This is a genomic window from Vagococcus allomyrinae, from assembly GCF_017829975.1.
In the GTDB taxonomy this organism is placed as follows: Bacteria; Bacillota; Bacilli; order Lactobacillales; family Vagococcaceae; genus Vagococcus_D; species Vagococcus_D allomyrinae.
In genome coordinates, this window is the sequence record NZ_JAEEGA010000003.1 from 294722 (window position 1) to 307294 (window position 12573).

The following is a 12573-nucleotide window of genomic DNA, read 5'->3' on the forward strand; positions in this document are numbered from 1 at the left end:
TGCTCAATTTAAGCTTCATTCTTAATAATAAGACTTGTTCCTTGGCCACCACCAATACATAATGTCGCTAATCCTAATGAAAGTTTCCGGCGTTTCAACTCGTGGATTAAGGTCACTAAAATCCGAGCGCCACTGGCACCTATTGGATGACCTAAAGCAATCGCACCACCGTTTACATTGACTCTATCAGGATTAAGTTTAAGCTCTTTCATCACACTAATTGCCTGAGCGGCGAATGCTTCATTGGCTTCAATTAGCTCAATATCAGCAATAGTTAATTGGGCCTTTTCCAGAGCTTTTTTACTAGCTGGAATGGGGCCTGTCCCCATCAATTCAGGAGCTACCCCTGCACTGGCATAACTGACAATGGACGCCAGAATTGGTAGCTGTAAACTTTCAGCTTTTTCCCTGGTCATCATTAACACCATTGCCGCACCATCATTTATCCCTGAGGCATTCCCGGCTGTAACCGTGCCATCTGCCCGAAAAGCAGGTCGTAATTTTTGAAGTGTGGCAATTGTTGAGTCTTTTTTCGGATACTCGTCTTCCGTTATGAGAATCGGTTCCTTCTGCTTTCTTTGAGAAACGAGTACTGGGACAATCTCCTCTTTAAAGCGGCCATCACTGACTGCTTTGATTGCTTTTTCTTGACTGGACTGAGCAAAGGCATCTTGTTCTTCTCTTGAAATAGCAAACTTCTCAGCAATATTTTCAGCAGTAATCCCCATATGATAATGATGAAAGGCATCAGTCAAGCCATCATTAACCAAACTATCAATCACCGTACCATTTCCTAAACGTTGCCCAAACCGAAGATTTGGCAGTACATATGGCGCCTGACTCATGTTTTCAGTCCCTCCAGCGATCACCACTTCTGAATCACCACACTGAATACTTTGAACAGCTAACTGAATCGCTTTCAATCCTGAGCCACAAACCATGTCTAAAGTAAATGCCGTTTTATCATTCGGAATATCAGAATGGATCGCCACTTGACGGGCCACATTTTGGCCCAGCCCACCATGGAGAACGTTTCCAAGAATCACCTCATCAATTGCCTCCGGGTCGATTTTAGTCCGCGAAACGATTTCTTTTAACACTGTTTTACCTAAGTCAACAGCAGAAACATTTTTAAAAACTCCTCCAAATGAACCTACAGCTGTTCTTAATGCTTCAACAATGACGATCTCTTTTTTGTTAGTCATTTACTTGCTTCCTTTCATACTTGATTATTCTTAAAGCGCTTTCTGTTTAAAGAATAACAAGGAAAGCCCATTAAATGAAATACAAATATTTTAGATAACTATAAATTTTATTGATACTATATAAAAACCCCCTTGATATATCAACATATAACAACTATAATTTTATATAAAGTATTAATAATTACAATAGTCGATAATGAAAAATAAAGGAGCTTTTCCTGATGGACATCAAACAATTAAGATATTTCACCGCCATTGTTGAGCATAACTATAATTTGAGCCATGCTGCGACAATGCTCTATATCTCGCAACCAACTTTAAGTATGATGATCAATGACTTTGAAAAAAAAGAAGGCGTCAAACTTTTTAAGCGAGAGCGCAGTCGGATCACGGGCTTAACTTATATTGGTGAACGCTACTATGAAGATGCCCTCAAAGTTTTAACTGTTTATCATGACATGATCAGCAACCTTCACAACAACCACACTGACAACGAAGGCACGATTACCATCGGGATTCCCCCTCTTGTATTGTCCGTTGTTTTTTCAACGATCATGCCTACCTTGATTCTTGAGAATCCTAATATGACCATTGACGTTAAAGAGCTGGGAGCCTATCAATTAAAGGATGAACTTTTGCTTGGCAATGTGGACTTAGCCGTTCTCTTAGCACCTGCTGGTTTTAACAGTCAACTTGTGGAGACGTATGAAATTCAACATTCTGAACTAGCCGCTTTCTTTTCTGATAAACATGACTTGGCGCAAAAAAAGAACATCACGTGGCAAGATTTAAATAATAGACACCTTGCCCTATTCGATGACTCTTTTATGATTAATCACTTCTTAACAGCAGCCTTTGGAAGGCATCAGGTCCATCCCAATATCCTACTGACATCTGGCTCTTGGGACTATATGCTGAACGCCGCCCGCATCAATAAAGAGGTAGCCACTATTTTACCAAAACCAATTCAAGACTTGTATCAAATTGAAGGTGTCACCTGTCGGCCAATTGAACAACCCGTTATTTGGACAGTTATTTTAGCACGCTTAAAAAAATCGACCTACTCCCATCCAGAATCCTTTATTTTGGACTCACTGCTAAACGCCGTTAATCACAAGTAGCCACTGTCTGGATGCTAACACAAAAACACGTCTCAAATTGAGACGTGTTTTTGTGTTACCTTTTGATATGCTATTTTACAGCCTCAACAATCGCTTTAACATAACCGGTAGTATCGCTGAAAGTCGCACCTGTTACGACATCAACCATGTCTTCATTCGCGGTTAAATCTTCATCAATTTCTGCGACTGTTTTACCTGTGACATAGTCAAGAATCGCATTCATTGACTCTGCGTATTCTTGAGTCGCCTTGCCTTTTTCAGCCATCATCTTGCTATAAGCGCCATTATTCGTCATCTTAGAAATTAAAATCGTTCCCTCTTTGAAATTCTCGCCAAAGCCACCATCTGAATTCGGTACCCCTTCCACATCGCCTTTATCCAGGAATTGGAACTCATCTACGTAAGCAGCCCCAATTTTATCGTCTATTTTGGCTACGCTAATAACCGCAAAGGATTTATCCCCATGTGGCGCGGCATACGTATGAGTTAACTTAATATCTCCATCAGTCGCTTCTATTCCTGCAAGGCCAAAACCATTTTTAGCAGTATCAATTACCGCCTCTAAATAGCCGTTAGCATCTGCAAACGTCGCACCTGTTACCACATCTGTAATTGTCTCATTATCCGCTAATTCTTTTTCCAATTCAGTAATCGTTTTACCTGCTGCAAACTCCATTAAAGCAGTCATTGATTCAGAATACTTTTTCGTCGCCTTGCCTTTTTCAGCCATCATTTTACTGTAAGCATCGTCGTTCTCCAATTTAGATGCTAATACCAAATCTGCTGGATAATTTTCTCCAAAACCACCATCCGAGCTAGGAACACCTTTAAAATCCGCTTTGGCAACATATTGAAACTCATCTGTTGCAGCTGCTAAAATTTTATCGCCATCCATTACAACTGTCGTCACGCCAAAAGATTTATCACCATGAGGCGCGGTATATAATTGACGAATCGCTAATGTGCCTGCCGGTACTTCTAGTGCCACTGACTCAGAAGCGCCGGATGCTGCTTCACTTGATGATTCTTTAGTCGTCTCCTCTGTTTTTTCACTAGTAGATGAAGCGGTTCCTTTTTTATCATCAGCTTTACATCCTGCCACTAGCAATACTGCCGCTACTACAATTACACCTAATTTTAACTTCTTCATATTGTTCCCCCTATTTATATTTAGTATCTATATTATAACACACTTGATCTGTTTTTCACAATCTAATATTGTTATAAAGTAGCTTTTTTAAGCCTTTTCAAATCAAGCCAATCAAGTCAAACTTTTATTTTAGATATTTTATTCACAAATCGTTAAATAACAATCGATTTTTTATGGGAAATCGACTGTTACGATATTTTTGTCATTTTTTACAGTCACCTTCCGCCAATCCTCAGTTAGCTTCCAATTACCCCTCTATCTTATTTTCTCTTTCAATCAGCAAAAAAAGTAAACACTGTCAAAATTTAAGCCAATCTCGCCATTAATTTGAGTCAGGTTTTTAGGCCAGTAACCGTAGTTTCAGCCAGTCCTCTCTCTAACAAGCCTTTCATTTCTTTTAGCTTTTGAGAAATGTGCCACTTCAAACTGCCAATCCCGCTTATTCAGCCACAGGCCTCTCTTATAATTGAAATTATCGAACCGATAAGCATGGCACAGACGACTGATACTGACCAAGCTTAGAAATTGACCGACAGTTCCCTCTGAATTAGTCTGATATTTTTTTTTGAAACTGATAACTGACTAAATGATATGCCGCTTTTTCTTGATAAAAACGATGAGCTGCTTTTCGTTGGATTCCTGAAGATAGCGCCATCTCCTGATACCCTTGTTCTTTCGCCCACTTTTCAACAGTAGCCAGTAGCTGCCCACCAATTCCTTGGCCTCTGACCTTCTCCATTACGACTAATTCAGCGACCCACAGACAATCAGTATAATACAACGTCGGCATGGGCATAACACCACAGCAAGCAACATACTGGCCCCCTACTTCCCAAGCGAATAAACGATAGTTGCCTCTTCTGCGACAGTCGGCAACCTTTTCGATAAACTCTTTTAAGCTTAAACTCTGTCGCAATTCGTTGACTACCTCATATCCCGCGGCTAATTCTTGTTCTGTTGTTAATTCGACTAACACCTGATCACCTCATTTTTTTTAAACACCCTCGCTTCTCGATACCCGTATTATAACAAAAAGAGACTGTGAGAACAATCCACACTCTCTTTTGGTTTATTAATGATTCATTGATCGTTTCCGCCAGAATAAAGCCACTCCTAATAGCAGTAAGCTGCCACTCAGTAGCCCGACAAAGGAACGGCTTGTTCCTGTCTTAGGTAAGGTTTCGACCTTATTTTTGGGCCCATCTTTTTCAATCTGCTTATCTTTTTCCGGGTGAGCCGACGTGGCGTCTGTTGAAGAATCACTTGTTCCATTTTCAACATAAACAAAAATGACATCTTGCTGATAATTATGGAAGATCCCGTGACTATTTTCTGGTGCTGCACTTAATTTATGACCTGATATGTCAAGCGGTTTTGCTTCATAGTTGCTTCCAATCTGTCCTTCGAGAAGCTTACTTTTAGCCAATTCTTTACCACTGGCGTCTTGATAGTGAACCGTCACTCTTCCCAAAGTTTCAACTTCACCAGTTTTAGCATAAATCACCTGACTCCCTAGTAAATTGGCAGAGGTCCCCATTCGCTGGCTAAGGGCAATACTTGAAATAGCATTAACATCTGCTACCGCTGCTGAGGTGGCCAATTGAATCGTTGCTGATTCCCCTGGTGAAAGCGTCTCAAGCCCCCCGACAAATAAGTCGATTTGATTATCGTCCAGTAACTGGCCGGTAGTCTTTCCAGTTACAACTGGTTTTGAAAGAACTTCACCACTAGTTGTCACAACCGTTAACACAGGTAATTTGATGGTTTTAGCATTTTGCTCCAACCTTTTTAAAACAGTATCTGTTTCACTGACGGTTTCTTCGTTTAAAATCGTCAACTGGTAGACTTCTTGTTGGTTGACTGCGGTTGCTTCAATTGTTGCCTTAATCTTTTGAGCTGGGTAAGCAATCGTTTGTTTTGTTAACTGCTTATCACCAAACAAGCCTTGCTTCATGGCCGTGGTTAATTGATCACGACGTTGACTCCCATCGACAGTCCCTTTGTCTTGGGATTGCATCCAGACAATCATCCCCCCTAATTGTTTTTCTTTTATGTAATTTGTTTTTGCCTCAATTGAGCGTTCATTTTCAAAGGTGTAAAATTGTTTCTTTTCCTTACTGTAAAGGTAAGGTGCCTTGGCAACATCGTCCCAGTATTCAGTTAAGTCAGGCACTTGTACTTTTAATTTATCCAAAGAACGAAAAGCCCAAATCCCACCGTTACGACCGCCATCGCCATTGATCAATGGCTTTTCATTAGCTGCGCCACGACTATTACCGCCATCAGCATCGACGGTTGCCATGTCAGCTTTTTGAAAGAGACCGGGTAACTCAGAATTGTTTCCTGCTTCAACATTCCCCCAACCACGAGTATAAAAAGCGGCACCGATACTGATCTTATTAGCGATAGCGCCATTTTTTAACAAGTAATTAACCGTATCGTCAGCACTCCACGCCCAAATGCCATTATCAGGATCGTTGGCTGCCGGATTGGTATAGAGAGCTGTATGATGATTCGACTGCCCTTCCCAGGCACCGTGAATATCGTAGGTCATCATATTGGCGAAATCGACAATCTCAAAAATCCCCGCTACATCAATCCCTTGACCTAAGGCCCAACCACCTGCTGGCAAGGCAACCGATAATTCATAGGTCTTTCCTAACTGGCTCCCCTGTTTGTCCAACGCTACTCGAAATTCTTTTAGCAAGGTGACATAATTGGCTTTGTCTTCAGGTTTCGCATGAGGGGTTCCCTCGTCTTTGGCACTGTCGACTAAATCTCCCTCGCGAGGCATGTTGGGATATTCCCAATCAATGTCCACAAAGTCCATATTCGTATACTTAATAAATTTTAGCACATTATCAATCAGTACTTTTCGTGTCTGCTGATTTTCTGCTAATTGACTAAAATCACCCGACTTAGTCCAACCACCTAAAGAAATGCCGACATTCAAGTTAGGATTTCTAGCTTTTAAATCTTCTAGACCATTTAATATTCCTGCATAAGCCTTCCCTTCAGCCAATTCACCATTACCGATACTGGAATTAACGGCAGCAAATTCATCTGTGAATGCCAAATTTCCTTTTTCATCAAAATCTAAAAAGGCAAAATTTAAATGCGTCAACTGATCTGCTGGGATATCCTTTGGCATAAAGTTGCCTTCACTATCTTCAATTGACCAATCACCGTAGTACATAATACTGCGATAAGTCTCCTGACTTGCAGCTTCCCCGCCAGTAGCTCCTAAACCTACCAGCAAAATAGCACTCAAGCAAATTATAAACGCCCCAAAACTGAACCTAACTATTTTCTTTTTCACTATTCATCCACCTTTTCATTCATTTAACAAATGTTGTAAAACGCATTCATTATATTGTTATGATATCATATTTTCACTAATAACAACAGATTTTTCAACCTAAAATCAATAAAACGGCAAGCAAACTAAAAGATCTCGGCTTACTTACCGTTTAAACTATTCCTCGATTGTCGGATTCCTAATGACTCCCATAAACAAGGGTAGCCCATCTTCCCCTTGAATAATAAAAATAAAGGGACGATCAAGCGTAAAATCAAGGCGTTCCGCTTCTTGCGGCATAGCTGCTGATGCGTCTCCCCCTAATGAAGTGACACTTTCAACCTTGACGTTGTTTTCATTCAATTCCAATTGATTGGTCTGTTTAAAAGAAGCGATGAATAAAGGCAAATCGCTCTTAATCAATTGGTTCAAATCAGCTTGTTCAGGATCAAAAATACTTGTCAGCCCCAGTCGCTGCATCACCGTTACTAAATCAAGATCATTGGTCAATTTAAACTTAGGAATCGCAAAATTAACATCTGCCCGCTCCTGTTCGTCGATCTCAATCAACTCATGAAGACTTTCTGGCGTTGCAATTAATTGATTAACCGATATTCCTGCATCTGGCAGTATAAACAGCAGCCGATGATTTTTTTCCAATGTCAGAGAACTGGCTGTATAACAATTACCTTGAAAGTACTGATGATTCTTTTGTTCTTGTTGCATAAAATCAGTTGCCACTTTTTGATCATCAGCATAAAAGAATTGTTCCACTGTCTGAGACGTCTCAAAGGTCTCAAGCCAAGCTAAATTCAAGCGTACGGTATTGACTAACATCAAACGCGTTTCTTGATTGACCATACTTTTATCAAATAAATCGGCCCCCAATTGTTGCTTTACCCAACTGGCAATTTTTTCAGCAGCTTTTTTAGGATTTTTAGCGAAAGGTACCGCCTCAACGCTTGCTGAATAAGGTCCCTTAACCACTTGCTCAAAGGATGAAGTCAACTGTTGTTGCTGATCCAACCAAAGAGAATTAGCCACGCTAGCAACTGCTTTGTCCTGATAAGCCGTTAATAATGCCTGATTAAAAGTCCTCGAGGACGGGTAACGTTCTGCATCCGTCTGTAAAACGTTGTAGATAGCTTGTCTGCTCTGTCCGACTGTCCCTTCACTTAACAGGCTTAACAATTGATAAGGTCCGACTGGACCATATAATTGATTACCTTCTTCTTGTAAGATAAGGCTGCCACTGGCAGCAGCAAACTGGTTAAAACTTTCAGCACCTGCAATACTTGATAAAGCCACTTCAGTGGATGATTGCAGTGGTTCGACCACCGGCTCATCCACATCAGGCTCACCACAACTCAGCAGTAATAACAAGCTGACACTTAAGCCCAGCACTATTCCTATTTTTTTCATATTAACCTCCTTTAATCAACACGTTTTGATACGATGATAATCAACTTTAGCGATTGCTTACCTCCTCAACTTGTTAGACGTATCCAACGAGCAAAAGGTTGAAATTTAGTTATCACTGCCTTTTAAGGAGTTCCCCATTGCACCTCGCCTTTACTCTAACTATAGACAAACAAAAAAACCCCAAAACAGTTGCTTTCGGGGTCATTACGTTTATTTTAATTTCCGTCTAATATATTCAAGCGAACTTTCTTAGGTCCATCTAAGCGGACACTGTAAACAATCGTTCGAATGGCTTTCGCAACTCGCCCTTGTTTACCGATAATCCGCCCAATATCTTCGGGATCAACAGATAAGTTATACTCAAAGAAATCTTCCGACTCTTCAACTTCCAACTTAATCTGTTCAGGATGACTGACTAACGGACGCACAATTGTCAAAACTAACTCTTTTACATCTGTCAATTTTCAGCCCTCCTTATTTTTTAACGTATTTAGCTTCGTGATGTTTTTTCATAACGCCTTCACCAGAAAGGATGTTACGTACTGTATCTGAAGGTTGTGCACCTTTTGATAACCAGTCCAACACTAAATCTTCTTTTAATACTACTTCCGCAGGATCTTTCAAAGGATTGTAAGTTCCAACAGTTTCGATGAAACGTCCATCACGAGGAGAACGAGAATCTGCAACTACGATACGGTAAAAAGGGTTTTTCTTAGAACCCATACGTTTTAAACGAATTTTAACTGACATGTATATTTCCACCTCCATTAACTTATTACAAATGTTAGTTTACCAGTTTTCAAAAGAGATGTAAAGTGTTTTTTCTTTACAGCTGCAATTTTCTTTCATTTCTCGCAATTTATCAGTAGTTCCCCCCTATTCACCAAAACAAATCCCAGCAGATCTTATGAATTACTTTTGGGAACCATTCCAACAACCACTTGCTCAATGGCCTTGGCCGCCTCTAGTGGTGTCAGATCGGAAACGTTTACTTTTATAGTGTTTAGCTCCTTGTAGTTTGCTATTCTAGCCAAACTGTTGGGAATGCTATCTGGCTGACGCCGATGGTGCTCAATATCTTTTTGAAGACGCTGTATCAGCTGTTCTTCCTGACAAACCAATGAAATAGTGACCAGTTGTTCCTTTGTCACCTTTAATTTGGCTTCAAGAGCATCAAGAATATCCTGACTGTCCATCACCCAACAGCAGATAACATACTCAAAACTAGGACAGCTGCTAAAGTTGTTTAATAAATAGCTAATATTATCGATAACTAGCTGTTTGGTTAAGTCATTCACTTGAAACGGTGACATATCCCAACACTAATCCCCATCTAAAAACACACTATTAGGCAACAGATGTTTTAGCTCTTGGCTAATTGTCGTCTTCCCTATTCCCATAGTCCCTCCGATTAGAATAAGCTTTTTCACAATGCCGCCTCCTTAAGTTAAGTTCTATCTAACAGTATACTGAATAAACTGAGAATTAACCAGACGATAACGAGGATCACTGAGCTCTTGTCTCAAAGATTTTTTCCGTCAAAAAACAACCTGTAACTAGAACTCTACAGGTTGTTTTTTTGGAGCCCTAGAACAAAATCACTGCTCTAAACGCCTTCAAATGAATCGATAATAATTTGTTTCAATTCACTAATTAGTGGCTCTTTCGGATTGGCAGTCGTACATTGATCCTCATAGGCTAACTCAGCCATCCGATCCACAGTACTGTCTAAAACATCTTGTGTGACGCCTTGAGATTTCAGGCTCATCTCAATTCCAACGGCCTTTCCTAACTTAATGATCTCTTGGACCAAACTTTCCACTAATTCTTCGGTTGTTTTACCTTTTAATCCTAAAGTACGAGCGATTTCAGCATAATCTTCATGAGCACGGAAGTACTCATATTTAGGGAACATCGCATGTTTTTGCGGATCTTTGGCATTGTAGCGGATAATATGCGGCAATAATATTGCATTTGTCCGACCATGAGGAATATGATACTCGCCACCAATTTTATGGGCGACAGAGTGGCAAATTCCCAAGAAGGCATTAGCAAAAGCCATTCCAGCTAAAGCGGAGGCATTATGCATTTTTTCACGGGCATCAAAATCAGCAGTTTTAACTGACTCTTCCAAGTTCTCAAAAACCAGTTTGATCGCTTCAAGACTTAAACCGCGTGTGTAGTCAGAAGCCATCACCGATACATATGACTCTAACGCATGGGTTAAAACATCCATCCCGGTATCAGCAGCAATTGAACGCGGCAAGGTTTGGACAAACTGCGCATCAATGATGGCGACATCTGGGGTTAAAGCATAATCTGCTAAAGGATACTTAACATTGGTTTCACTGTCAGTGATAACAGCAAACGGTGTCACTTCTGCACCCGTTCCAGATGTGGTTGGAACGCAGACCAATTGGGATTTTTCCGCTTTAGGGTACTTATAAATCCGTTTACGAATATCCAAGAATTTTTGCTTAGCGCCAAAGAACTCCGTTTCAGGATGCTCATAGAACAACCACATGCCTTTGGCAGCATCCATTGCAGAACCACCACCCAAAGCGATAATCGTATCTGGTTTAAACTCAACAATTTGCTCAGTTCCTTTGTAAACCGTATTAGTTGACGGGTTGGGTTCGACATCTGAGAAGACAGCAATTTTTACGTCATTATCACGTTTACGTAACTCGTCCATGACAATATCAGCGTAACCAAATTGAACCATTCCTGGGTCACAAACTAGGAAAACACGTTCTACTTTTTCCATTGCTCGCAAATATTGAATCGAGTTTTTCTCAAAGAAAATTCGTGATGGAAGTCTAAACCACTGCATATTTTTCCTCCGTTTCGCAACTGTTTTAATGTTCAACAAATTGACTGCTGAGACGTTTCTGGAGATAGAGTTTTTACCGTATGAGCCACATCCTAAGGTTAATGATGGAATCATTTCGTTGTAAATATCGCCAATTCCCCCTTGTGACGTTGGGGTATTCACTAAGATGCGACAAGCTTTCATCCGCAAAGCAAAGTCCACTTGGAGATCCTCATCTTCAGTATGAATACAAGCTGTATGTCCTAAACCAAACTCTAACATTCCTTCACACAACGCCATGGCGTGCTCGCGGTTTTTAGCCTTAACCATAGCCAAGACTGGCGATAATTTTTCCAACGATAGTGGGTATTTCGCTCCAGTGCCTTCTAGCTCGACAATTAAAATTTTCGTTCCCACTGGCACTTTAATGCCTGCTAATTCAGCAATTTCAAAAGCTGGTTTTCCAACTACTGCTGGGTTGACAGCTGTTTTAGCTTCATTCATGACAGCTGCTTCTAATTTCGCCACTTCATTGGCTTTTGCCACGTAAACTTGATGAGCTTGGAATTCTTTTTTTACCTCATCATAGATGTCTTTATCAACAATAATCCCTTGTTCTGACGCACAAATCATGCCATTATCAAACGCTTTCGATACGATTAAATCATTAACTGCTCGCTTGATCTTCGCTGATTTTTCAATATAAGCCGGTGTATTCCCTGGTCCAACTCCAAGAGCTGGTTTTCCAGTTGAGTAAGCCGCTTTGACCATCGCGCCACCACCAGTCGCTAGTACTACAGCTACTTCTGGATGATTCATCAAAGCGCTAGTTGCTTCTAATGAAGGTTCCTCTACCCATGAAATACAATTTTCTGGTGCCCCCGCCTTGATAGCCGCGTCACGAACCACACGAGCTGCTTCGGCTGAACATTTTTGAGCCGCTGGATGAAAGGCGAAAATAATTGGATTACGGGTTTTCAACGCAATTATCGCTTTAAAAATAGTGGTTGAGGTTGGATTAGTCGTCGGCGTAACACCACATAATACTCCCACTGGTGCCGCAATTTCCATTAAGCCCGACTGTTTATCTTCACTGATCACCCCAACGGTTTTATTATTTTTGATATTATTCCAAATAGATTCAGATGCAAACATGTTCTTAATGGCCTTATCTTCGTAAATGCCACGACCTGTTTCTTCAACGGCTAACTTGGCCAAAGGCATATGTTGGTCGTTGGCTGCAAGGGACATCTGGTAAACAATATTGTCCACTTTCTTTTGATCAAACGCTTCCATTTCTTTTAATGCAACTGAGGCTTTTTTCGCTAGAGAATCGATAACTGTTTCTACACTTGAAACTTTTTTAGTTTCTTTTGCCATACTATTCCTCCTTGATATTATCGGTTAAGCATTCATTGCGAGTACTGTTAAACTTTCGTCATACCCAAAAGAACAAGCAAGCTCAATGAACCCTCTCCTGATTTTGTAGCCTTGAATAAGTAGCAGCGCTTGTATTGAAAGCAATAAAGATACAAGCCCTTACATTCTTATTCAAAAAGAATTGT

The 12573-nt window shown here is 40.6% G+C and carries 10 protein-coding genes; 1 reads left to right on the forward strand and 9 read right to left on the reverse strand.

What is annotated here, in order from left to right; translation table 11 throughout:
* Positions 1–8: 8 nt before the first annotated feature.
* Positions 9–1205 (reverse strand): acetyl-CoA C-acetyltransferase, encoded by a 1197-nt coding sequence (locus I6N95_RS06875; protein WP_209526018.1) that lies wholly within the window; start codon positions 1203–1205, stop codon positions 9–11.
* A 221-nt stretch (positions 1206–1426) separates the two neighbouring features.
* On the opposite strand from I6N95_RS06875, the gene I6N95_RS06880 reads away from it, so the two are divergent.
* A complete protein-coding gene (locus tag I6N95_RS06880; RefSeq protein WP_209526020.1) occupies positions 1427–2326 on the forward strand; it encodes a LysR family transcriptional regulator in 900 nt (299 codons plus the stop codon).
* 70 nt (positions 2327–2396) lie between these two features.
* Here the strand turns inward: I6N95_RS06880 and I6N95_RS06885 are convergent, their stop codons facing one another.
* The 8 genes from I6N95_RS06885 to adhE all read right to left on the reverse strand — a co-directional run bounded on the left by I6N95_RS06885 (position 2397) and on the right by adhE (position 12388).
* On the reverse strand, positions 2397–3476 hold the full coding sequence (locus I6N95_RS06885) for a peptidoglycan-binding protein (RefSeq protein ID WP_209526022.1): 1080 nt from the start codon (positions 3474–3476) through the stop codon (positions 2397–2399).
* A 547-nt stretch (positions 3477–4023) separates the two neighbouring features.
* A complete protein-coding gene (locus tag I6N95_RS06890) occupies positions 4024–4452 on the reverse strand; it encodes a GNAT family N-acetyltransferase (protein WP_209526024.1) in 429 nt (142 codons plus the stop codon).
* 96 nt (positions 4453–4548) lie between these two features.
* On the reverse strand, positions 4549–6795 hold the full coding sequence (locus I6N95_RS06895) for a glycosyl hydrolase family 18 protein (protein ID WP_209526027.1): 2247 nt from the start codon (positions 6793–6795) through the stop codon (positions 4549–4551).
* Between the two features lie 156 nt (positions 6796–6951).
* Positions 6952–8196: a serpin family protein gene (locus tag I6N95_RS06900; protein ID WP_209526030.1), complete on the reverse strand. Its 1245-nt coding sequence runs from the start codon at positions 8194–8196 to the stop codon at positions 6952–6954.
* A gap of 215 nt (positions 8197–8411) precedes the next feature.
* Entirely contained in the window at positions 8412–8657 is a 246-nt protein-coding gene (locus tag I6N95_RS06905; protein ID WP_209526032.1) for a KH domain-containing protein, read from the reverse strand.
* Positions 8658–8670: 13 nt separating this feature from the next.
* Positions 8671–8946, reverse strand: coding sequence for a 30S ribosomal protein S16 (rpsP, locus tag I6N95_RS06910; RefSeq protein WP_209526034.1), 276 nt, complete (start codon positions 8944–8946; stop codon positions 8671–8673).
* 155 nt (positions 8947–9101) lie between these two features.
* Positions 9102–9509 (reverse strand): hypothetical protein, encoded by a 408-nt coding sequence (locus tag I6N95_RS06915; protein ID WP_209526036.1) that lies wholly within the window; start codon positions 9507–9509, stop codon positions 9102–9104.
* A gap of 293 nt (positions 9510–9802) precedes the next feature.
* A complete protein-coding gene (adhE, locus tag I6N95_RS06920) occupies positions 9803–12388 on the reverse strand; it encodes a bifunctional acetaldehyde-CoA/alcohol dehydrogenase (RefSeq protein WP_209526039.1) in 2586 nt (861 codons plus the stop codon).
* Between the last annotated feature and the right edge of the window lie 185 nt (positions 12389–12573).